Origin of the sequence: Labrys wisconsinensis (assembly GCF_030814995.1) — a bacterium.
In the GTDB taxonomy this organism is placed as follows: Bacteria; Pseudomonadota; Alphaproteobacteria; order Rhizobiales; family Labraceae; genus Labrys; species Labrys wisconsinensis.
Map to the genome: position 1 here is coordinate 126,793 of NZ_JAUSVX010000005.1, position 21,270 is coordinate 148,062.

Annotated in this window: 20 protein-coding genes; 16 read left to right on the forward strand and 4 right to left on the reverse strand. The window is 63.7% G+C overall.

Going from position 1 to position 21,270, the window contains the following annotated elements; translation table 11 throughout:
* The first annotated feature begins 7 nt into the window (after positions 1-7).
* From QO011_RS15265 to QO011_RS15280, 4 genes are all read left to right on the forward strand, one after another.
* Positions 8-475, forward strand: coding sequence for a (R)-mandelonitrile lyase (locus QO011_RS15265; RefSeq protein ID WP_307273473.1), 468 nt, complete (start codon positions 8-10; stop codon positions 473-475).
* 355 nt (positions 476-830) lie between these two features.
* A complete protein-coding gene (locus tag QO011_RS15270) occupies positions 831-1,592 on the forward strand; it encodes a glucose 1-dehydrogenase (RefSeq protein WP_307274204.1) in 762 nt (253 codons plus the stop codon).
* A 165-nt stretch (positions 1,593-1,757) separates the two neighbouring features.
* Positions 1,758-2,888 (forward strand): PQQ-dependent sugar dehydrogenase, encoded by a 1,131-nt coding sequence (locus QO011_RS15275; RefSeq protein ID WP_307273475.1) that lies wholly within the window; start codon positions 1,758-1,760, stop codon positions 2,886-2,888.
* Positions 2,889-3,089: 201 nt separating this feature from the next.
* Complete coding sequence (locus tag QO011_RS15280) at positions 3,090-4,298, forward strand: arabinose transporter (RefSeq protein ID WP_307273480.1); 1,209 nt, start codon at positions 3,090-3,092, stop codon at positions 4,296-4,298.
* A 68-nt stretch (positions 4,299-4,366) separates the two neighbouring features.
* Here QO011_RS15280 and QO011_RS15285 read toward each other — a convergent pair whose 3' ends face one another.
* Positions 4,367-4,690, reverse strand: coding sequence for an ArsR/SmtB family transcription factor (locus QO011_RS15285; protein WP_307273483.1), 324 nt, complete (start codon positions 4,688-4,690; stop codon positions 4,367-4,369).
* A 48-nt stretch (positions 4,691-4,738) separates the two neighbouring features.
* Between QO011_RS15285 and QO011_RS15290 the strand changes: the two genes are divergently transcribed.
* A complete protein-coding gene (locus QO011_RS15290; protein ID WP_307273486.1) occupies positions 4,739-5,221 on the forward strand; it encodes an SRPBCC domain-containing protein in 483 nt (160 codons plus the stop codon).
* A 121-nt stretch (positions 5,222-5,342) separates the two neighbouring features.
* Complete coding sequence (locus tag QO011_RS15295; RefSeq protein WP_307273487.1) at positions 5,343-5,705, forward strand: VOC family protein; 363 nt, start codon at positions 5,343-5,345, stop codon at positions 5,703-5,705.
* A 167-nt stretch (positions 5,706-5,872) separates the two neighbouring features.
* Here QO011_RS15295 and QO011_RS15300 read toward each other — a convergent pair whose 3' ends face one another.
* Positions 5,873-7,270 carry an ATP-dependent Clp protease adaptor ClpS gene (locus tag QO011_RS15300; protein ID WP_307273488.1) on the reverse strand — a complete coding sequence of 466 codons (1,398 nt, stop codon included), beginning with the start codon at positions 7,268-7,270 and terminating at the stop codon, positions 5,873-5,875.
* Positions 7,271-7,583: 313 nt separating this feature from the next.
* Here QO011_RS15300 and QO011_RS15305 point away from each other — a divergent pair, with 313 nt between their 5' ends.
* The 8 genes from QO011_RS15305 to arsH all read left to right on the forward strand — a co-directional run bounded on the left by QO011_RS15305 (position 7,584) and on the right by arsH (position 14,869).
* Positions 7,584-8,630 (forward strand): type VI immunity family protein, encoded by a 1,047-nt coding sequence (locus QO011_RS15305; protein WP_307273490.1) that lies wholly within the window; start codon positions 7,584-7,586, stop codon positions 8,628-8,630.
* 167 nt (positions 8,631-8,797) lie between these two features.
* Positions 8,798-9,910: a transporter substrate-binding domain-containing protein gene (locus tag QO011_RS15310; RefSeq protein WP_307273493.1), complete on the forward strand. Its 1,113-nt coding sequence runs from the start codon at positions 8,798-8,800 to the stop codon at positions 9,908-9,910.
* 341 nt (positions 9,911-10,251) lie between these two features.
* A complete protein-coding gene (locus QO011_RS15315; protein WP_042001556.1) occupies positions 10,252-11,607 on the forward strand; it encodes a tyrosine-type recombinase/integrase in 1,356 nt (451 codons plus the stop codon).
* Between the two features lie 159 nt (positions 11,608-11,766).
* Positions 11,767-12,138, forward strand: coding sequence for an ArsR/SmtB family transcription factor (locus QO011_RS15320; RefSeq protein WP_307273498.1), 372 nt, complete (start codon positions 11,767-11,769; stop codon positions 12,136-12,138).
* The gene (locus QO011_RS15325) at positions 12,131-12,658 is read left to right on the forward strand and encodes an arsenate reductase ArsC (protein ID WP_307273501.1); all 528 of its coding nucleotides are present in this window, start codon (positions 12,131-12,133) and stop codon (positions 12,656-12,658) included. Before QO011_RS15320 ends, QO011_RS15325 begins: the two co-directional genes overlap by 8 nt.
* Before the next feature lie 8 nt (positions 12,659-12,666).
* Positions 12,667-13,092 (forward strand): arsenate reductase (glutaredoxin), encoded by a 426-nt coding sequence (gene arsC, locus QO011_RS15330; protein ID WP_307273504.1) that lies wholly within the window; start codon positions 12,667-12,669, stop codon positions 13,090-13,092.
* 8 nt (positions 13,093-13,100) lie between these two features.
* Positions 13,101-14,156, forward strand: coding sequence for an ACR3 family arsenite efflux transporter (arsB, locus tag QO011_RS15335; RefSeq protein WP_307273507.1), 1,056 nt, complete (start codon positions 13,101-13,103; stop codon positions 14,154-14,156).
* A complete protein-coding gene (gene arsH / locus QO011_RS15340) occupies positions 14,156-14,869 on the forward strand; it encodes an arsenical resistance protein ArsH (RefSeq protein ID WP_307273510.1) in 714 nt (237 codons plus the stop codon). The genes arsB and arsH overlap by 1 nt, the downstream gene beginning before the upstream one ends.
* Before the next feature lie 56 nt (positions 14,870-14,925).
* Here arsH and QO011_RS15345 read toward each other — a convergent pair whose 3' ends face one another.
* Positions 14,926-16,632, reverse strand: a complete 1,707-nt coding sequence (locus tag QO011_RS15345; protein ID WP_307273511.1) for a UvrD-helicase domain-containing protein — start codon at positions 16,630-16,632, stop codon at positions 14,926-14,928.
* 3 nt (positions 16,633-16,635) lie between these two features.
* Positions 16,636-18,420 carry an ATP-dependent nuclease gene (locus QO011_RS15350; protein WP_307273514.1) on the reverse strand — a complete coding sequence of 595 codons (1,785 nt, stop codon included), beginning with the start codon at positions 18,418-18,420 and terminating at the stop codon, positions 16,636-16,638.
* 789 nt (positions 18,421-19,209) lie between these two features.
* Here QO011_RS15350 and QO011_RS15355 point away from each other — a divergent pair.
* Positions 19,210-19,977, forward strand: a complete 768-nt coding sequence (locus QO011_RS15355; RefSeq protein WP_307273516.1) for a hypothetical protein — start codon at positions 19,210-19,212, stop codon at positions 19,975-19,977.
* A gap of 217 nt (positions 19,978-20,194) precedes the next feature.
* On the forward strand, positions 20,195-21,157 hold the full coding sequence (locus QO011_RS15360) for an ArdC family protein (protein ID WP_307273519.1): 963 nt from the start codon (positions 20,195-20,197) through the stop codon (positions 21,155-21,157).
* The last annotated feature ends 113 nt before the right edge of the window (positions 21,158-21,270 follow it).

Here is a 21,270-nt window from a genome sequence, read left to right on the forward strand (position 1 = left end):
GACAGACATGAAGACATTCGCCGCGACGGCCGTCACCCTCGCTCTTCTGGGCGCGATGCCGGCATTGGCAGAGAGCACCATCATTTCGCCGAACGGGTCACGGCCCAACGCGCCTGGAGCGGCCGACACTTTCACCGGATCCGTCGTGGTCGAGCCGCTCTATGCGCCCAACGACACCACGGGCAACAGCGGCGGCCACGTCACCTTTGCGCCGGGCGCGCGTTCGGCATGGCACACGCATCCGGCCGGCCAGGTGCTGATCGTGACGGACGGCACGGGCTGGGTGCAGGAAGACGGCGGCGAGCGCCGGGAGATCAAGCCGGGCGACGTCGTCTGGACCCCGCCCGGGGTCAAGCACTGGCACGGCGCCACGTCGACCACCGGGATGCGGCACATCGCCATCACCAACATGGTCGACGGCAGGAATGTCGACTGGATGGAGCACGTCACCGACGATCAGTACAACCCTCGCTAAGGCTTCGGCGAGGTGGAGGTCGTGCCGGGACCGTCGTCGCCGGCAGTCGGAGCGCGATCGTGCCCGGACGGCGCCGGTGTCGACTTATGAGAAACTCTCATAACGCCATGCTGTTCTTGCCGTCTACCGATCGAGCGCCGGAGCGTCTAGGTTTGCGGGCATGACGCCGCCTGTTGCAAGGCGTCTGCGGTATCCAGCCAAAATCGAGGAGCGCCAACCTGCGACCCGGCCTCCGGGGCAGGCATCGGCATGGATGCGCGGGATTTGCCGGCCTCCGCCGCTCTCGCCGTCCGATCAGGCGGCATCACAGGGCCCGTCCCTGGCCCTCGATGATGCCAGCAAAAGGAATGTATCGATGACATGGTCATTCGAAGACAAGGTTGCGCTGGTCACCGGGGCCGGCTCGGGCATGGGGCTGGCCACGGCGAAAGCCTTTGCGGCGGCCGGCGCTGCCGTTGCGCTTGCCGACATCGATGAAGCCGCGGCACACTCGGCCGCCGAGGATCTCGTCGCCGCCGGCCATCAGGCGATCGGCATCCGTTGCGACGTCGCCGACATGGATGCGGTGGCGGCGATGGTCAGGCAGACCGTTTCCACCTTCGGACGGCTGGACGCCGCGTTCAACAATGCCGGCGTGCAAAGCCCGGTTGCCGAGACCGCCGACGCCGACCCCAAAGACTATGAGTTCGTGATGGGGGTCAATCTGCGCGGTGTCTGGAACTGCATGAAATACGAGCTGCTCCAGATGCGCGAACAGGGCAGCGGCGCCATCGTCAACAACTCGTCGCTCGGCGGGCTCGTCGGCATCGCCGAACGGGGCATCTATCACGCCTCCAAGCACGGCGTGGTCGGGCTGACCAAGAGCGCCGGGCTCGAATATGCCGCCAGGGGCATCCGGATCAATGCGGTCTGCCCCGGCATCATCGAGACGCCGATGGTCACGGGAATGCTGAAGACCCAGCCGGAAGCGATGGCGGAGATGATGAAGGAGGTGCCGATCGGGCGCCTCGGCCGTCCCGAAGAGATCGCCGATGCGGTTCTCTGGCTGTGCAGCCCGGCTTCGAGCTTCGTGATCGGCCACGCCCTTCCGGTCGACGGCGGCTACACCGTCCGCTGAGGGCGAGAGCTGCAGGGGGAGAGCGCCTCGCCGTCTCGGACGGCGCGGTTCTGCCCCCGGATCGAATCTGTTGCCGGCCCGCCACGTCCGGATGAGGGCCGGGGACCCTTTCGATCCCGGGACGATGCCATAGATTTGGACCGGATACGGATCGAAAGGATCGGCATGAAACTGCTCGCAGCAACAACCGTCTGGGTCTCCCTGCTGGCCTGCGCGCATGGGCAGGGCATCAATGCAGGTCACAATCAGGCCGAGCCGACCAAGCCCTTCGTCGCACGCGAGGTCGCCAGCTTCGATACGCCCTGGGCGATCGCGTTCCTGCCGGACGGCCGCATGCTGGTCACGGAAAAGCCGGGAAGGATCTTCCTCGTGACGCAGAGCGGGCGCAAGACGCCGGTCGGCAACGTCCCCGCCGTCGCGGCGGTTTCTCAGAACGGGCTTCTGGACATCGCCGTCTCGCCGCATTTCCAAAGCGACCGGGGGATCTATTTCTCCTTCTCGGAGCCTGGGCCGGGCGGCAGCAGCCTGGCTCTCGCCCGAGCGACGCTGGCCGTATCGGAGACGGCGGCAACGCTGGAAGACAGGCAGGTCATCTGGCGACAGAGCCCCAAGGGAGGAGGCGGGCAGCCTGGCGGCGTGATCGCCTTCGATCCCGACGGTTCCCATCTTTTCCTGACGTCGGGGGATCGCATGCGGCCGCTCACGGCCCAGGATCCCGATCAGGCGTTGGGCAAGGTCCTCAGGCTCAATCCGGACGGGTCGACGCCGGCCGACAATCCGCACGCCGATGAGGGTGGGGTGCGCGCGCAGACCTGGACGATGGGGCATCGCAATCCCTATGGCCTGGCCTTCGCTCCGGATGGCAAGCTCTGGCTGCATGAAATGGGCCCGCGGGGCGGCGACGAGCTCAACCTGATCGAGCCAGGCGGCAACTATGGCTGGCCCCTCGTCTCGAACGGCGACAATTACGATGGGACCCCCATACCCCGGCACTCGACGAGGCCGGAGTTCGTGCCGCCTGTTCTCTACTGGAACCCGGTCATCGCTCCCGCCGGCCTCGCCTTCTACGACGGCCGGATGTTTCCGCAGTGGCGCGGATCGGCCTTGATCGGCGGCCTCGCGTCCATGGCCCTGGTTCGCGTCACGTTCGACGGCCGCGGTGGCGCAGCCGAGGCCGATCGTTGGGACATGGGCGCGCGCATTCGCGATGTCGCCGTTGCCCCCGATGGCGCGCTCTGGGTGATCGAAGACGACGACCCCGGCAGGCTGCTCCGCCTGACGCCAGGCAAAAGCTGAGGGCAGGGCCCTTGTGAAACCAAGCTCCCTCGCAACCGCAGGAAAGACGGCGATGTCATTGCCCTGGCTTCGGGCCATTGCTGACCTTTTCTCAGACTTAAACGCTGAATGCGCCAACTCGTAAGGTCGATCGCGGCCCGGCAAGCCGTGAAGGCCGACGGACCGCGCAAAAATCTCGGACTCCTCCCAACGAGGCCTTCCATGTCCGTCGATACTTCGACTGCAGACCCGGCCCGGGGGCTGTCGATCTCCGCCATCGTGCCGATTGTCTCCCTCGTCTTCGTGGTGTTCCTGGTGACTGGACTGGCGTTGCCGGCACTGCCGCTCCACGTCCGCAACGAACTGGGGCTCGGCACCTTCGTCGTCGGGCTTGTCGCCGGCTGTCAGTTCCTGGCCTCGTTGCTGTCGCGCATCTGGGCGGGTGTCTACTCGGACACCCGTGGCTCCAAACGAGCCGTCGCCGTCGGTTTGCTGATGGCGGCAGCATCGGGGCTGCTGTACTTCCTCTCGCTTGCCTTTGTCGACGCGCCCCTCGCTTCGGTTGCGATCCTGATGGCTGGTCGTGCACTGCTCGGGGGCGGCGAGAGCTTCGTCATCACGGGAGCGCAGAGCTGGGGTCTGGCGCTCGCAGGTCCGTCAAACGCCGGCAGAATCATTGCCTGGGCGGGCACGGCGATGTGGGCGGCTTTCGCCGCGGGCGCGCCTCTGGGAACCGTCCTCTTCGACGCCTATGGCTTCGCTTCCATAGCCGTGGCCACGACGCTCGTTCCCTTGGCGGCGTTGCTCGCCATCAGCAGGCTGCGGCCTGTTCCCGTCAGGCGGCGCCTTGCGGGCGGCATTGTCGAGACTGTGAGAGCTGTGGCTTTGCCGGGCCTGGGACTTGCCTTCAGCAGCGTCGGTCTCGGTGTCATGACCGCATTCGCTGTCCTGCTTTCGGTCGATCGCGGGTGGTCTCCGGCCTGGCTCGCCTTCACCGTGTTCTCTCTCGCCTTCATTGTCGCACGGCTCCTGCTCAGTCACCTCTCCGACCGTGTCGGCGGGGCCCGGGTTGCGACGGTGTTCGTCGTCGTGGAGGCGATCGGGCTGGCGGTGATCTGGATAGCACCTTGGCCGATCCTGGGCTTTGCAGGAGCAGCGGTGGCAGGGTTCGGCTATTCGCTGGTCTATCCCGGTCTGGGTCTCGAGGCCGTGCGGCGGGTGCCGTCTGAAAACCGTGGGCTTGCCATGGGTCTCTACACCGCCTTCCTCGACGTCGCCCTCGGTGTTCTCAGCCCGTCGCTGGGTCTGCTTGCCGGTGTTGCCGGCCTTGGCTCCGTCTTCCTCGCCAGCGCCTTGCTCGTCCTCTGCGGCGCTCCGATCGCCGCATGGCTTCTGCTCCACTCACCAACGCCTGGCACCGCAACTCCATAAGTCCTGCCATCCGGCGAAATCGTCGAGACGCGCAGACGCGTGCGTTGCAGCTTGATGGTCTCCGGCGATCAATCCTCGATATCGGATTTCAGCTTGTCGAGGATCGTGAGGGCGTGCGTGGCATAGCCGCTGATCCAGCGGTCGTGGATCCGCTTGATCGGCAAGGAGTTGAGATAGTTCCACCGCTCGCGCCCCTCGCGCCTGACAATAACGAGATCGGCCTCTTCCAGCACTTTCAGATGCTGCATCACGGTGCAGCGATCCATGTCCTCGAAGGCTTCGCAAAGCATGCCGGTCGTGCGTGCCTCGCCCTTGAGCAGGTCGAGCATGGCGCGGCGGCGAGGATGGGCCAGGGCCTTGAAAACCTGATCTTCGTTGTGCTCGCTTGACATGTTATTTTTTTATAACATATCCTGAGAGCCTGCAACGGGGAAAGTCCGATGAAGCCGGAATTCAGGGTCTCCGCCCGGATCGCCAAGCCGGTTCGCGAGGTGTTCGATGCCGTGGTCAGCCCCGACAAGCTCAGTGCCTATTTCACCACCGTGGGCGGCGCGAACGGGCCGCTGGTCGCCGGGTCGACGGTGGTCTGGTGGGGCGAGGTACCCGTCGACGTCGACGAGGTGACGGCCGACAGCCATATCGTGCTGCGCTGGGACGGGCCGAAGTCCGCGGACGGCGCGGTGCTCTACAAGACCCGCATCGAGATGAGGTTCGAAGCGCTGGAGGATGGCGCGACGCTCGTCACGATTGCAGAGACGGGGTGGCACGCGGACGCGCAGGGACAGCGCGCCTCATACCTCAACTGCGAGGGCTGGTCGCAGATGCTGTGCTGCCTGAAGGCCTTCCTCGAGCACGGGATCAATCTGCGCGAGGGCTACTATCAAAGCGAGCTGAAGGGCGAGCCGGCGCGCGAACCCCGATGAATCCCGAAGAAAAGTGCATTCGAGCCTGAACGCTTGTTTGCTCCAGCTCTTTGTTTCAACGCGTCCTTGCGATTCTTGCCGATCCCGTCGAATCGCCGGACGCTCCAGGCAGGAGAAAGCCATGACGGCGACTATCTATGGTGGCATCGACATCGCGATGAAGGTGCCACCCCATCAATACCAGGCCACGGTCGCCTTTTATCGGGACGTCGTCGGTCTCAAGCCGATCACCGAAAAGGCTCCTGCCATCGGCTTTGAATTCGGGCCGAACAAGCTGTGGCTCGACGAGGCGCCGGCGTTGAGCCAGGCGGAAATCTGGCTCGAGTTCTTCACGGACCGCTTCGAGGAGGCGGCCGATCGTCTCTCCCGTGCCGGCGTGGTCCGCTGCGACGCGATCGAGCCGCTGCCTGAGGGGTTCAGGGGTGGGTGGATCACCAGCCCCGCCAACATCGTCCACATGGTCCGCGAGCCGGATGCCTGGTGAGCGCCTTCGGTCCGGCGTGGCCGCCGATCGTGCCGTGTCGAGACGCGGGCATCCCCAACACAGGATTCAACGAAGTGTCTTTGGGGAACGCCGGGCACGACCGCCTTGGGGCCGGGGGCATTGGATCGATCGAGTCGCCGACAAGTCCCGGAGCGAGCCTCGACAGGTCAAGATGCGCCATTGCTGGCTTGCCCGAGCGGCAGCGCGGAACCAAGCGGATCCTCGAGGCTGTCCGGCTCGATGAGGCACCGGAGCGGATGTCCGCCGTGGCTGGCTTTCACCGTCATCCGGTCGACCAGGCTCTCGGCGTCGGTGCGGCCGTACACGCCGCACGTGCCCCGGCCCGTGCAATGGACCATCAGCACAATCCGTACGGCGTCGTCCTCCGTCTTCTGAAAAATTTCGATCAGAGCCTGGATCACGAAGTCCATGGGTGTCGAATCGTCATTGGCGATCACGACTCGAAACAGCCCTTGCTCGACGGCGGCTTCCGGACCGGACGTCGCGCGCCACCCCCTTGGCGAGCCCGCGGCCGGCGATGGGCTCGGTGATCCGCCGGGTGCGGATGGCTCTTCGAGCGGGACCGTGCTCGCCGTCGAGCCGTGGTAGGCAAGGGCCCAGTGAATGGCATCGGCGTCGCGAATCCGTCCCATCGCCCTCAGCACGCCCGCTCGCAGCACCTGATGGTCCCGCGTCGGCGCGAGGACAACCGCCTGCCGCGACCACTGATCCAGCCTGGCGAGATCGGCGCCGGCCTTGGCGCGGGTCAGCTCGTGCCCCACCAGGAACCGCAGCACATAGGCTCTCTCCAGGTCAGGGAGCGCCTCTTGCTGCAGGAGCCGCTGCATCACCTCCGCGGCGTCGCGGTCCGCCCAGGCCTCGCGTTGCCGATCCCGACGGATGGCCTGGAACACGATCTCCGCCCCGTAAGGCGACGGCGACGGCAGAGGCGCACCGGGTGGCAGCACGTTCTGCATCAGGGCGGCGTAAGCAGCCAGCAGGCCGCCATCCGTCGCCCCCGCCGGGTCGACGGCAAGTCGCCACAACTTCCAGCCGTCGCTGGAAATGGACCGCCCCGCAGCCTTCCCGCGCGCGGGGATCAAGGTCGTGACGAGCAGGAAAACTTGCGTCATCGAGAAGGCATCGAGGCTCACCTGCGCCGTCAGATGGGCCATGAAGATCGCGAAGCTCTTCTCGTCCGTGACGACCAGATGCCCGATTCCGAAGGCTGCGGGGTCGGCCAGATAGATCGCGCCGGCAATCGCCAGCAGAAGACCATTGGCCAACGGCCCGCCGGCCGTCACGGCCGCTTTCCGCAGGCGCCGGGTTGGCAGGTGCGGCAGATAGGTCATGTGGCCCACGACCGGCAAGAGCCGCAACACGAACCATGCCTGCCCGAACCGCCACCGCAGGACTGCGCGTCCGATCCCGATGGAGATCAAACGGGGGTGAAAGCCGACAGCCGAGGCAGCGGCAGCGTGTCCGATCTCATGGGCGACAAGCCCGATGAGGTAGCTGAGCACCCACGATCCGATAAACCATGCATCGAAAGCGTCGAATTCCATGCGGCGTCCTTCAGGAGGGGACTCTGCGAAACGCAGGAGTCCCCAACAGCGTTCTTGCGGGCCTCCGGCATGAGCCCGGGCTTTGTGGCACGCCCCTATCATGCGCCTGTTTCATGCAATGGCGCCGAAACCAGGATTTGCGCGACACCGTGTGGCCGCGCCTGTGCCGCGAACGGGACCCACGATGGCTGTCTCGACCCCGTGTCCACTATTCTCCATCGTGCGTGAGGGGATGCCACATGGGATAGACTCGGCAGAGGGCCGGCCGGATGCCGGCAACCCTCCCTCTGGCGCTGTCGGCGTGGACGATGCGATGACCATCAAGCCCGAACTGGCCGAACTCGACAAGATCGTGGTCGAAAAGAATGGCTGGGCCAAGCTGCGGCTCGGCGCGGCGCTCCTGCTCAAATTTCCCGAGAGCAGCGCACCCGCACGCCGGCGTGGCTTCGCGGATTGCATGCGGGACTATTTGGAGGAGATGAGCGAGACGGGCCTGTGCACGCAGACAGGCTCGCGCCTGTCGCGCGCCAGCAAGGCGAAGGCGCTCGACTATATCGAACGCAAGGTCGACGACGATCCCGACAAGGACTTTGAAATCGGCATTGTCTCGGAGCTCGACGATCCCGGACACCCCGAGGCGACCGGAGTGCGGGTCGGCGGCTTCGTGGCGACACGCACGGAGGAGCAGTCGAGCCGGAGCCGGACGCTGCACATCGACGACCAGCCGGTCGCCGTCGGCCTGACCTCCGGAGCCGGCATGCTCGGCACAATCGCTTTCTACAACCATGCCGCCTGGCTCGTGGAGCGGCAGGCCGATTATCTGGTGCGGCTCGTGCTTGGCTGGTGCAATCGGCTGAAGCCGCTGCAGGGTCATTTCGGTCTGGGCGTTCAGTCCCAGGTCTACGGTATGAACTACCCCACGGGTGCCGTTGAGGCCTTTCCCCTCATCAGGCGCTATCCGGGGCTCACCTATGGATCCGACAATCTGCTGAACCTGCAGCGCAATGATGCGCTGCTGACCGATCCCGCCTCGGACGGGATCTGGGACATCAACTGGCTCACAGCGATCTCGGACTATTATGTCCAGCGGTCGGGAGCCCTGAGGCAGGCCCTGGCCGATCCGGGCGAGGCCGTCACGGTCCACCGCTATGACGGTGGCGTCGTGCTGCAGGCTGGCGACTCGCCGCAATCGGGCGATCTCGATCGCAACCTCATCCCGCCAGCCTATGTCGAGGTCGAACGGATGATCCAGTCGGTACGCTTCACCAAGATCACCAGCCCCTTCATCGCTTGTCCACCATCCGTCGACGCGCTCGAGGTGAGCCACGACTACGTCGATCGTTTTCGCCGCTATCTGTGACGGTCGCTTCCACGGCCGACGTATGACGAATCCGAGTTCCAGTGACAGAGTTTCGGTGACAGTGCATTCGATCGACGTCTGATTGGTCGTCGGCGAGCGCGCCGGCCGGGGGTGTCTGGCATGTGAAGCGCAGTAAAGCCGTCATCGAGCGCTGCTAATCCTGTCATATGGACCTTGTCCGCAAACCCGCGCATCGCTTTGCCGGCGCAAGCACAGGTCTTGGCGCGTTCCTTCTCCTCCTGCTCGCCTGCGCCGTTGCGCAAGCCGCGCCTGATCCGACACCGCCACTGCGCGTCGGCGTCTATCAGGTCGCGCCTTACGGCGGGCGAGGCGATGGTGGGGTGTTTGTCGGCGCAAGCGTCGATCTCTGGCGTCGGGTCGCGGAACAGCTCGACTGGCAGTATCACCTGATGCCGGTGTCACAGATGGGCGACCTGCTGTCGGGTCTCGAAGGAGGCACCTACGACGTCGCGATCGGCGCCATCACGATCACCCCGGAACGGCTGGCGCGGGTGGACTTCTCCTATCCGACGCACCGCTCCGGCGTCGCCGTCGTCTTCGCGAAGCAAACGGGAGCGGCATCCGCCTTGCACGACTATGGCGAGGCCATCGGCGAGCTCGGCGTGCTGATCCTCGCCATCGTGATCCTCCTGACGATCATCGGCGTGCTCATGTGGTGGTTCGAGCGATCCGGCAGATCGGACTCCGAGTCGGCCGTGACGTCGTGGCACGACGGCGTCTACTGGGCCGTGGTCACCATGACCACGGTCGGCTATGGCGACAAGACGCCGAAGACCTATCTCGGCCGCTCGCTCGCCGTGATCTGGATGGTCGGAAGCCTCGTGCTGGTTTCCCTGCTGACGACCAATCTGGTCGCGCGCATAACGGCCAATCGGGTCGAAAGCGCCGCCGCGACCCGCACGGGCGACCTCTCGGGAAAGCGGCTCGCCGCCGTCTCCGATTCGTCGGGCGCCGAGTATCTCGACGAAGAGCACCTCGCCTATCGGAAATTTGCCGACCTCGCCGCCGCCCTCGACGCCTTGGCGGCTGGAAAGGTCGATGCCGTCGTCAACAGCATCGGCGCCTTGCAATATCTGGTGAACACGCGCTTTTCGGATTCGATCGCGCCGCCGCGCGGGGTGCTGGCCCCGGCCTATATGGCCTTCGCGCTGCCGATGAACTCCAGGTTGAAGAAGCCGCTCGACGAGGTGCTGACCATCGTCACCGCGAGCGCCGAGTGGCAATCCGTCGAGGAGACCTATTTTCGGCCGGGGAAGTGACGAGATCCGTGGCGAACCGTCTCCTCTTTCACTGTCTCATTCCGGGGCGCGCTCCACAACTCGTGAGCAATGCCCGATCGACCGCTTAATTCTATCATATCATTGAGGAATTTGGCGCACCCGACACGATTCGAACGTGTGACCTTTGCCTTCGGAGCAATTTGTCCTGGCTATCCGAAATGCACGCTAGGACACGCCATGATACTACAACGCTTTGAAACGTATGGACAATCCGGTCTTCCTCGCCGAAATCCATATCCCACACTTCGCTCGGACTTTCATCCGGCTGCTTCCGTGGTGCTTCCGCGGAAACAGCCCGCTCTCCAAGGGGAATTCGCGTAATGGCCAAGCTCACGAAACGTGTCGTGGATGCAGCCGCAGCCCGCGAGAAGGACTACTTCATCTGGGACGACGAATTGCCCGGCTTCGGCCTTCGCATCTTCGCGTCCGGTAAACGCAGCTACCTTATCCAATACCGCGCCGCGGGTCGAACCCGCCGCTTCACAATCGGCCTTCATGGCGTGTGGACGGCGGAGACGGCCCGGCAGGAAGCTAAGGTGCAGCTTGGTCGCGTCGCACAGGGTGATAACCCCTCCGAGGAACGCCTGCTGGATCATCAGGCGATCACCGTCAAAGAGCTGTGCGCGATGTATCTCAAGGACCTCGAAGCCGGTCTCATTCTCGGAAAGGGAGGCCGACCGAAAAAGGCAACGACCATCGTCAGCGATACCGGTCGCATTCATCGACACATCATCCCGCTGATCGGCACGCGCCGGGTAAAGGACCTGGTCAAAGCCGACATGACCAAGGTGTTGAAGGACATCATGGCGGGGAAGACGGCGGTGTCGGTGAAGACCAAGAAGCTGCGCGGCAAGTCCATCGTGACAGGCGGCGCCGGTACGGCCACGCGGACGCTCGGACTCGTTGGCGGCATTTTCACCTACGCCATGGAGGCAGGGATCATCACGGCCAATCCCGTGCACGGCATCCGCAAGCCCAAGGACAATGTCCGCGACCGTCGTCTCACCCAGGCGGAGTACCGCACGCTCGGCGAGATTCTGCGCCAAGCGGCCGAAACCCCGAAATATGAGATGACGGTCGAGATTATCCGACAGATCGCGCTCACCGGCTGCCGCCGGAGCGAGATGATCGGTCTCAAGTGGACCGAGGCGGACACTGACGCGAGTTGCATGCGTCTGGAAGACAGCAAGGAAGGTGCCTCCATCCGTCCCATTGGCCTCACCGTGGTCGAGTATCTGGAAGAACGACGCAAAACCTCGACGGGAAGCTATGTCTTCCCCGGCCAGGGTGAGGACACCGCCTTTGGCGGTTTCCCCAACCATTGGCGGCAGATTTTCCGGGACTCGCCGCTGGCCGATGTAACGCCGCACGTCCTGCGTCACAGCTTCGCCAGCATCGCCAACGATCTCGGCTTCACCGAGGTGACCATCGCCGCCCTGGTCGGCCACTCGAAGGGGACCGTCACGAGCAAATACATCCATTCGCTCGACACGGCCCTCATCATGGCCGCCGACACCATCTCCGGCTACGTTCAGGGGCTGCTCGATGGGGTCAAGTTCAAGCAGACCGCCTACGCAGTAGATCGGAACTCCCGAAAGGCCGCGCTATCTCACTTCCTCAAGAAGGCGGTGGAAGACCCGAGCGGGAACGGACAAGACTTGCCATTGGCCGCTTAAGTAGTTGACGGGCTAAACGGAAAGCGAGTTGGATTATTTGTCTGGCTCGCTCCCGCTTTCCATCGCGGCGAGGCATTGGCCCTGCGACACTCTCTCATTCTTTAGCAAGGCCAACGCGCGCCGCTGGACTCATCTCCATATGTCGATTAGTCTCGACATATGGAATCAGACAGCGCCATCCTCGCTTTCGCCGCCCTTGCGCAGAACACCCGCCTCGACGTGTTCCGCATGCTGATGGAGCACGAGCCAGAGGGACTGCCCGCAGGTGAGATCGCCCGCCGGTTGGACGTCCCGCACAACACAATGTCGACGCATCTTGCAACGCTGACGCGCGCCGGCCTGATCGACGCCGAGCGGCACAGCCGCTCGATCATCTATAGGGCGAGGCTCGAGGCCGTGCATGCGCTCACCAGCTTCCTGGTGAAGGACTGCTGCGGTGGCCGCCCGGAAATCTGCGCGCCGTTGATCGCCGATCTTTCCCCCTGCTGTTCGCCGCAATCCCTCGCCGCCAAGGAGGCTGCCCATGACTGACCGCATCTACAATGTTCTGTTCCTCTGCACCGGCAATTCGGCCCGTTCGATCCTCGCCGAAAGCATCCTGACCAAGAACGGCGCCGGTCGCTTCCGCGCCTTCTCGGCCGGTAGCCAGCCCAAGGGCGCGGTGAACCCCTTCGCGCTGAAGGTGCTCGGGAGCTTTGAGTACCCTACGGAAGGCTTCCGTTCGAAGAGCTGGGAGGAGTTCGCCCATCCCGGCGCACCCGTCATGGATTTCGTGTTCACCGTCTGCGACAACGCCGCCGGCGAATCCTGCCCGGTCTGGCCGGGCCAGCCGATGACTGCGCATTGGGGCATCGAAGATCCCGCTGCCGTCGAGGGACCGGATATCGAAAAGGAAAAGGCGTTCGTTTCCGCCTTCCGTTATATGCGGAACCGGATTTCCGTCTTTACGGCTCTGCCGGTGGCGAGCCTCGACAAGTCCGCCCTCGGCACCAAGCTGCGCGAGATCGGCCGCAGCGAAGGCGCGACCTCGCCGCGCCCCGACGTTGCGTGAGGTCGGTCATGGACGTCATCATCTATCACAACCCTGATTGCGGCACGTCGCGCAACACGCTCGGCCTGATCCGCAATGCCGGTGTTGAGCCGCATGTCATCGAATATCTCAAGACGCCGCCGAGCCGTACGATGCTTGAGCAGCTCATCGCGCGCATAGGAATCTCCGTTCGCGCGCTGCTGCGCGAAAAGGGCACGCCCTATGCCGAGCTTGGCCTTGGCGACGCTGCTCTGACCGACGGTCAGCTTCTCGACGCAATGATGGCGCATCCCATCCTCATCAATCGTCCGATCGTGATCACGCCGGAAGGGGTGAGGCTGTGCCGGCCGTCCGAGGCGGTGCTGGACCTGCTGCCGCCGCAGCGCGGGGCTTTCGTCAAGGAAGACGGCGAGCGGGTGGTCGACGAACACGGCCGCCGCGTCGCGGCGGCTTGAGGAAGACCATGTCCACCTTTGAACGCTATCTCACCCTCTGGGTCGCCCTGTGCATCGTCGCGGGCATTGCGCTTGGCCACCTCATGCCGGGCGTCTTCCACGCCATCGGCGCGGCCGAGATCGCCAGGGTCAATCTGCCGGTCGCGGCGCTGATCTGGCTCATGATCGTGCCGATGCTGATCAAAATCGATTTCGCTGCTCTCGGCCAGGTCAAGGAACACTGGCGCGGCATCGGCGTCACGCTCTTCGTCAACTGGGCCGTAAAACCCTTCTCGATGGCGGCGCTCGGCTGGCTGTTCATCGGCTATCTGTTCCGGCCCTACCTGCCGGCGGACCAGATCGACTCCTATATCGCCGGGCTCATCATCCTCGCTGCTGCGCCTTGTACGGCCATGGTCTTCGTCTGGTCGAACCTGACCAAGGGCGAGCCGCATTTCACGCTCTCGCAGGTCGCGCTCAACGACACCATCATGGTGTTCGCCTTTGCGCCCGTCGTCGGCTTGCTGCTCGGTCTTTCGGCCATCACCGTGCCGTGGAACACGCTGGTCCTGTCCGTCGCGCTCTATATCGTCGTGCCGGTGATCGCGGCGCAGGTGCTGCGCCGCGGGATACTCGCCACTGGCGGCGAGCCGGCACTGAAGCGCTTCCTCGACCGCCTTCAGCCGCTGTCGCTGGTGGCACTGCTCGCCACGCTGGTCCTGCTCTTCGGCTTCCAGGGCGAACAGATCCTCGCCCAGCCGCTGGTGATCGCGCTGCTCGCCGTGCCGATCCTGATCCAGGTCTATTTCAACTCCGGTCTTGCTTATCTGCTCAACCGCCTGACCGGCGAACAGCATTGTGTCGCCGGTCCATCGGCGCTGATAGGTGCATCGAACTTCTTCGAGCTGGCGGTTGCCGCCGCCATCAGCCTGTTCGGCTTCCAGTCGGGCGCGGCGCTGGCCACCGTGGTCGGCGTGCTAATCGAGGTGCCAGTGATGCTCTCCGTCGTCTGGATCGTGAACCGCTCCAAAGGCTGGTACGAGCGCGGAGAAAGGCCCGGGGCCGTGGCCGAGGCGAAGCGCTGATGCCGCGTGATCTTCCTAACGTCGATGACGCATGCCTGGACGTGCCGACAATCGACCGGCTCCAGGCAACGCCCTCAACCCATCCGCCCCGTATCCTCTTGCTCTACGGTTCGCTGCGCGAACGCTCCTACTCCCGGTTCCTCACACTGGAGGCCGAGCGCCTGCTGAGACATTTCGGCGCTGAAACGCGCGTCTTCGATCCGCGCGGCCTGCCATTGCCGGACGGCGCCGAGGTCAGCCATCCGAAAGTGAAGGAATTGCGGGAGCTCTCGCTCTGGTCGGAAGGCCAAGTCTGGACCAGCCCGGAGCGGCACGGCGCAATGAGCGCTGTAATGAAGGCGCAGATCGACTGGATTCCGCTCTCGGTCGGTGCGGTTCGGCCGACACAGGGGCGCACACTGGCCGTCATGCAGGTGTCCGGCGGCTCGCAGAGCTTCAACGCCGTCAATCAGATGCGCGTCCTTGGACGCTGGATGCGCATGGTGACGATCCCCAATCAGTCTTCCGTCGCCAAAGCCTTCCAGGAGTTCGACCAGGCAGATCGGATGAAGCCGTCGTCGTTCTACGATCGGGTCGTCGACGTAATGGAGGAGCTGGTGAAGTTCACACTGCTGACGCGCGATGTCTCGGGTTACCTCACTGACCGCTATTCTGAGCGGAAGGAGAGTGGGGAGACGCTGATGCGCCGTGTGAACCTCCCAGCGGCGATATGAACGTCTCCAACGGGCGCCAATCGAGTCGCCGCGTACCGCACGGGTTCGACCTGACGTCATGATAGCAGACGGCATGGATCACGCGACGGAGTCATGATCGTGACTGCGGTGCGTGCCCGCGTCGCGGCGACATGGAGATTGTACCGTGCCGATCGCTCTGCGTCGGCACCGCGAGGCTGGAAATATCGCTGGTACAGTCCTTCAAACACGATCACCTCATCGAATTCCTTTCCCTTAGCCTTGTGGATCGTCATCACCGTTACACCTCGGTGAGGCCGAGTGGTTGCGGCGAACTGATCCTCGACCACCGCGGCGTGTAGAAGCTCGCGCGCATTTCGATAAGCGCCGTGCGTGCGCCAAGCCTCGGCAAGCCGTGCCTCGATCTGAGCTCCGCGCCTCAGTAGCCGCATATGACGCGCCTCCCGCGCGACGGCCTGAATTTCGTCCCGTGGGCTTGCCGCCATCGCGGCGCGAACCGCTCGCCAATCCGCCATCGGATCGCCCGTTAAAACGATCGCCGCAATGTCTGCGAGCAACCGTTGGACGTCGGGGCCGATGCCCCGCCGACCGAAACCATCGTCGCCTCGAGCACGAACAGCGCGTGCCAGCGTCCGCAACCGATTCGCCTTGGTAATCGCTCCACCCGAAGCTGTCTCAATCCGGCCCAACTCGAACGTCGCGAGCGCATCCAGGACATGCGCTCCCAACGGCTGGTTGTCAGCCGGAGGTTCAAGAAAGAGCGCGATCAACGCTCCGGCCAGCATCGGCCCCTCAGCCGCCACAAGAATCTCGACGGGATAGCTTGGAAGGCCGTGGTCCGCGCGCGCCATGTAGTCGAACACACTCACAGCCAACACATTCGCCGGCACGAGGATCGCCAACGACCAATCCTGTCCCCTGCGCAGCCGATTGACGATGCGGAGCACCTCCTGCTTCAGAGGACGCAGACTCTGACCAGGATAGGCAGATATCGTAACACCCGTGTAGGGCTCCGGTCGGTACACTCCGTCGATCACCGCGTCAGCAAATAGCGTGATGTCCGTACCGGGGCTGCGGCGGTTTTCTCCGAGGAAATCAAATTGGGTCGGTCTGAACGTCGCGATGAACTCGTCGAACCGCCGTGGATCGGCTCCCTTGAAATCGTAAATTCTCTGCTTCGGGTCTCCCAGCGCAATCAGCGTACTGTGCTGACCGAGCTGCGAAATCATCGTCCATTCTTCGGCATTGGTATCCTGAAACTCGTCGACAATAATGAGCGGATAAGCGCCGCCGTAAGCGCGCGCCAAGACGGGAATGCTCTGCAGCAACTCGGTCGTCAGCGAGGGGAATAGGTCGAAAGCGACCAGTCCTTCGTCATCGAACAATTGGCGCTGTCGTGCTTTGCGCGCGTCCCCGTCCAGGCCTGCTAGGCGGTCTCGCGCCTGGGCTGGCAACAGCAGAGATACACCCTGGCGCGCGGATAGCAGATAGGCATGGCTCTTTAAGATCGTCCACGCGAACCCGTGATAGGTGTTGATCTCGATCCGCGACATCTGCTCGCGCGGAATCGTAGCCGTCGCTTGCTCCGCGACTCTCGCCACCGTCGCGCGCGCGAAGCTCAAGAAAAGCGCCTTACCAGTGGTTCCGAGCTTTCCGGCCGTCAAATCGGCACACGCCTTCGCCAATGCGATGGTGGTCTTACCGGAGCCAGCGCCGCCCCGCACGAGGATGTTCCCATCCGTACCGAGGAGCCGTCGCCGCTGATCACATAGCTGGAGCGCCATTGTTTACCCAAAGACGTTTGGGGGTGGCGGCGCGGGCGCAGGCTGGGGCGGGCGAACCATGTTCTTCAGCTCGCCAATGATGCGCATCATCGTCACCGGAAAATGTCCCAGTTGGCATTGCTCGAAAAAGACGGTCAGATAGTCGTCGCCCTTCTTGTGAGTGAACAAAGCTAGGAAGGGCGCTTGATAGGCCGCATCCGGCGAGCCTTCCGCTGGGACGAGATGGGCGAGCGCCGGCGGCCATTCCCCAACATGGACAAACCACTTCACGCACCAGCTTTGCATGGCCGGCGAAACTTCGGCTCGAAGGAGATGCTCGAATCCCGCGTAAGGCTGTTCAAAGGCGCGATCACATGCGGCCACGATGGCGTCGCGCGCCGCGGCCTCCTGCTGATCGAAGATTGTCGCGACCGTTTTGCCCAAGCCTCGGAAGAATGCCGCGAATGAAGCAACGGTGGTCTGCCCGCCAGCATCGAACGGCACCCATCCAAGCGAATCGAAGCGTTGATGTTGCGCCGGATCAAGCTGAGCCGCCCGACGCGCGACCGCGTTGTAAGCGACGAACTCCGTCTTACCTTCAACAACGAGAACGCGGCGTGCGAGCAAGGCCTCGCAGAACCTCGTACGGAATCCGTCGCGGAAAATCTTCAGCTTCAGATTTTCGGGCAAAACGACTTGGGCGGCGGTCAGCATTCCGGTGAGATCGCGCCGCATCACCGTCATTTGCTCGGGCGCGAACTGCTCGATCACATACGGAGAGTGCGAAGTGAATAAGGCTTGGGAGGCAAGCTCCTGCACCTTGTCGACAACGCGCTTCTGAACATGGGGCGGCAGCGAGATTTCAGGCTCTTCCATCGCGAAAATCACGCGCCCGTTGCGCCGCTCCGCGATCAAACCGAGCATCGCCAGCACTAAAGCGTTGATGGTGCCTGAACCTTGATGCTGGAACGGCGCCGCATATCCCGGAACGCCCGTACCAAGAAACGACTTGAGCACCCGACGCAGGTCTTCCCGCGTCAGCTCAGAAACGCGCAAATGCGGAGCGTCCGCCCATTCGCCGGGTACGATCTCACGCATCGCGTCGCGGATAGCCGTCAGAATGCGGCCGAACTCGGCGTCATTCTCGCCGACAACGTCCAGCCCGCGTAGCCGGTCGAGAAGGCCCTCCCACATTCGCGTCCGGACCTCGTAGGTCTTCAAGATGACGTCGAGCAGCGAGCCACGCTCCATCGACAGCGCGCGATTGCCGGTGCGCAGCGCGCGCAAATGTAGGAAACCGAATTCTCGTTTGTCGCTCGATCGACACTCGCTGGTCGGCGTACCATCCTCCTGGCGAGGAATTGCGAACCACGTCTTTGCAGTGAACTCGTCAGCGTCACGGTCGTAGGCGCCTTCGAACCGAATGCGAATGGCTGGCTCGACACCTGGTTGACCCGCCACAGCGGCCCCGCCCGGACCGACTAGCGTACGATCTGCGCTGCGCCAGAACTCGAGATTGTTGCGGAATCGGTCGCAATGCTGCTGATCGAGGCCGGCAATGACAACCTCAGTGACAATGCGCGGCGCGGGTCGACCTTCCGCGCCGATATAGTCTCCGCCGAAGAAATCATGCTCATCGATCGCTTGTGTGCGCGCGAGCCTGTCCGCGCCAATTGCCAGCTCGATAGCTTCGAATACTGTTGTCTTACCGGTGTTGTTGTCACCAAGCAGGACGGTCGTACCGTCGAAGTGCAGATCGGCGAGCCTTATTCCGCGAAAATTCTCGATGTGGACGCGAACGATGCGCACAAGGTTTCCCCCCGGATACCGCGTTTGACCCCCATGGAATCAAATAGCATTCCGGACAGCGCTTGTCTGGTGGTTGTGTCGGTGTCGGATTGCCCGCGATCAAGCTTGCCAAACAAAGATGCACCGCCAATATAGTTGGCGTTGTTTCAGGGTTAAGCGCTGGTGACCCTGGGTATCACGATCGGAGATATCGGGGCGTGGTTGTTTGCCCTCTGGGTCTGCATCGACTGGTTTTTCAACCTTAGATGTTCTCGCTGAGGCGATCATGAAAGCTACGCTCAAAACGGGTTTGGATGCTCTCGCGGTTCTGTGGGCCTAGTTATTCGAAGTCGGCGGCAGAATACCGCGCGAACCCGATCGCCACATCAATCCTGATGGAGATTGCTGCACCACCGTTTGGGAAAATTGGCTGGTCACCACGGATGACCCGTCATTCTCCGGCTTCATCAGCGGCCCACTCAACGAGTATTTTCTGGGGCAGTACTGTTTCGAGAGAACCGACAAATGGCCGTTTGGGGAAATGGCGCATGGCGCCCCCGGCCTCGCAGAGGCATATGCAGATGCGCTGGGCATCCCAAACAAGCGCGAGGATCTGATCTATTATCTCAGGCTGCTCTCACAAGATTGGCCAAAAGGCCACTGGGGCTGCCCCTGCAAGAGCGGCAGGCTGCTCCGTCATTGCCATCATCAGCACCTGCTTGACCTGCATCGACGGGTGCCTCCGATCATGGCCCGACGCATGCTGCGTCGGTTGTCTCCGGCCAGAAAAGCACTGGGAAACCGCCGACCATGACCCCTGAGCAATGGAAGCTGACTTGTGACAAGGTCGCGGATGCCATGCTCACCCATACCCGGCCGTTCGTGACGCCGCTTGGCATGGAAACCGAGCGGGACGTGCGCCTGGTCGGAACAGGCTCTTATGTATCGCGCGAGAACCGCATCCTGCTCACCTGCGAGCACGTCGCCGTGGTGCAGCCCATGCATTACCGGTTCCATGGCTGCGACGACGTCTTCGCGCACCCCGGTCCCTGGACGATGGAGCGACATCCCGTCGATGCCGCCTATGCAGTGATCGGCGACGCGGCGTGGCGAGCCCGTTCTCACCAGGCCCAGTCCGTGCCCTATTCTCGATTCGCCCCAAGTCACACTGCGGCCGATCGGGCGGAGATTCTCTTCTTCCGCGGCTTCTCTGGCGAGAACGCCCGCTACGCCTTCGGCCTGCATCAGACAAACGGGACCGGCTATGCCACGCAGGAAAAGGAGGGCAGCGGAGACGCCCAGATCTTCGAGCTCCTCTGGGAGCCGGAGAATATCGAACTGACCAGCCAGAGCCCATCAGAGGCCGCTGCAGAAATGAAATTCGAAGAAGCCGGTGGCTTTAGCGGATCGCTGGTCTGGAACACCCGTTATGTCGAGGTTACCCGGCAAGGCGGCCGATGGACGCCCGAACATGCGGTCGTGACCGGCCTGCTTCGGCGATGGGACAAGGACACGAGGACGCTTCTGGCCTGGCGCGTCGAGCATCTTCGCGCGTGGCTCGATGCCAAAGGCGCGTGAAGCGACGTCGATTGAAGGAAAAATGCGTGAAAAGGTATGAGCGATAGGAAGATCTGAGGGGGAATGCTTTCCCCTGCGGCCGAGCCACAATCTCGGCCGACCCCTTCTGCGGGGAGATCCCCGCAACGCCCCCATTAGAGTGAGAGTGTGGACGGGTTTTCCGTGACGGGTTGAGGGCTGGAGAAGAGGTCTCCGGCGCCCGTCGCGGAGAACCGCGATGTTCAGGAAAAATCACAGCGCACGCGCCGCCTCCGGCCGGGCGAGCCTCTATGACGACATCACCGACAAGATCATCGCCGAGCTGGAAGCCGGCCGTGCGCCCTGGGTCCAGCCATGGGGGTCGGCCGCGGCCAAGGCGCCGCTCGCCATGCCACGCAATGCCGCGACCGGGCGGCACTATTCCGGCATTAACGTGCTGATCCTCTGGGGTGCGGTGATCCAGCATGGTTTCCTCGGTCAGAGCTGGCTCACCTTTCACCAAGCGCTGTCGCTGGGCGGCAACGTCCGCAAGGGCGAGCATGGCACGACCGTCGTCTATGCCGACCGCTTCACGCCGGAGGACGAGAAGCGCCGTGCCCGCGAGACCGGCGAGGATGCAGCCGCGATTCCGTTTCTCAAGCGCTTCACCATCTTCAACGCCGCGCAATGCGACGGCCTGCCGGACGGCATCGCCGCCATCGCTCCGCCACCACCGCCCGGCCTCATCGAGCCGCGGGTCGAGGCTCTGATCGAGGCAACGGGCATCGATTTCCGTATCGGCGGCGACCGCGCCTTCTATGTGCCGGCGCACGACTATGTGCAGGTTCCGCCGCCGCAGGCCTATTTCGAGCCGATCAACTGGCACCGCACGGCCCTGCACGAGCTCGGGCACGCCACCGGCCATGCCTCCCGGCTCAGCCGCGACCTGACCGGAGGCTTCGGCTCTAGGAAATACGCCTTCGAGGAGCTGGTGGCCGAGATCAACGCGGCCTTCTGCTGCGCCTCGCTCGGCATCACGCCCACCGTCCGCCACGCCGACTATATCGGCGCCTGGCTCGAGGTGCTGCGCGAGGACAATCGCGCCATCGTCCGCGCTGCCTCCCAGGCGAGCAAGGCGGCCAATTGGCTGCTCGGCTTTCTGCCCGATGCCGATCTCAGTTCGGACGACGCCACGGCCGGCGATGAACGGCGGGCGGCATGACCGATCTGACAACCGCAAGAAGGCCGGTGTCTGCCTTCACGTCTTTCCACGTCCTTGGCGCTGCCCTCCTTAAAGTGAGAGGGTGGCGCTTCGCTTCGTGACGGGTTGGAGGT

Bases quoted from the DNA above. Each gene is read 5' to 3' on its own strand.
- QO011_RS15265 (WP_307273473.1), top strand. From the start codon at position 8: ATGAAGACATTCGCCGCGACGGCCGTCACCCTCGCTCTTCTGGGCGCG.
- QO011_RS15270 (WP_307274204.1), top strand. From the start codon at position 831: ATGACATGGTCATTCGAAGACAAGGTTGCGCTGGTCACCGGGGCCGGC.
- QO011_RS15275 (WP_307273475.1), top strand. From the start codon at position 1,758: ATGAAACTGCTCGCAGCAACAACCGTCTGGGTCTCCCTGCTGGCCTGC.
- QO011_RS15280 (WP_307273480.1), top strand. From the start codon at position 3,090: ATGTCCGTCGATACTTCGACTGCAGACCCGGCCCGGGGGCTGTCGATC.
- QO011_RS15285 (WP_307273483.1), bottom strand. From the start codon at position 4,690: ATGTCAAGCGAGCACAACGAAGATCAGGTTTTCAAGGCCCTGGCCCAT.
- QO011_RS15290 (WP_307273486.1), top strand. From the start codon at position 4,739: ATGAAGCCGGAATTCAGGGTCTCCGCCCGGATCGCCAAGCCGGTTCGC.
- QO011_RS15295 (WP_307273487.1), top strand. From the start codon at position 5,343: ATGACGGCGACTATCTATGGTGGCATCGACATCGCGATGAAGGTGCCA.
- QO011_RS15300 (WP_307273488.1), bottom strand. From the start codon at position 7,270: ATGGAATTCGACGCTTTCGATGCATGGTTTATCGGATCGTGGGTGCTC.
- QO011_RS15305 (WP_307273490.1), top strand. From the start codon at position 7,584: ATGACCATCAAGCCCGAACTGGCCGAACTCGACAAGATCGTGGTCGAA.
- QO011_RS15310 (WP_307273493.1), top strand. From the start codon at position 8,798: ATGGACCTTGTCCGCAAACCCGCGCATCGCTTTGCCGGCGCAAGCACA.
- QO011_RS15315 (WP_042001556.1), top strand. From the start codon at position 10,252: ATGGCCAAGCTCACGAAACGTGTCGTGGATGCAGCCGCAGCCCGCGAG.
- QO011_RS15320 (WP_307273498.1), top strand. From the start codon at position 11,767: ATGGAATCAGACAGCGCCATCCTCGCTTTCGCCGCCCTTGCGCAGAAC.
- QO011_RS15325 (WP_307273501.1), top strand. From the start codon at position 12,131: ATGACTGACCGCATCTACAATGTTCTGTTCCTCTGCACCGGCAATTCG.
- arsC (WP_307273504.1), top strand. From the start codon at position 12,667: ATGGACGTCATCATCTATCACAACCCTGATTGCGGCACGTCGCGCAAC.
- arsB (WP_307273507.1), top strand. From the start codon at position 13,101: ATGTCCACCTTTGAACGCTATCTCACCCTCTGGGTCGCCCTGTGCATC.
- arsH (WP_307273510.1), top strand. From the start codon at position 14,156: ATGCCGCGTGATCTTCCTAACGTCGATGACGCATGCCTGGACGTGCCG.
- QO011_RS15345 (WP_307273511.1), bottom strand. From the start codon at position 16,632: ATGGCGCTCCAGCTATGTGATCAGCGGCGACGGCTCCTCGGTACGGAT.
- QO011_RS15355 (WP_307273516.1), top strand. From the start codon at position 19,210: ATGACCCCTGAGCAATGGAAGCTGACTTGTGACAAGGTCGCGGATGCC.
- QO011_RS15360 (WP_307273519.1), top strand. From the start codon at position 20,195: ATGTTCAGGAAAAATCACAGCGCACGCGCCGCCTCCGGCCGGGCGAGC.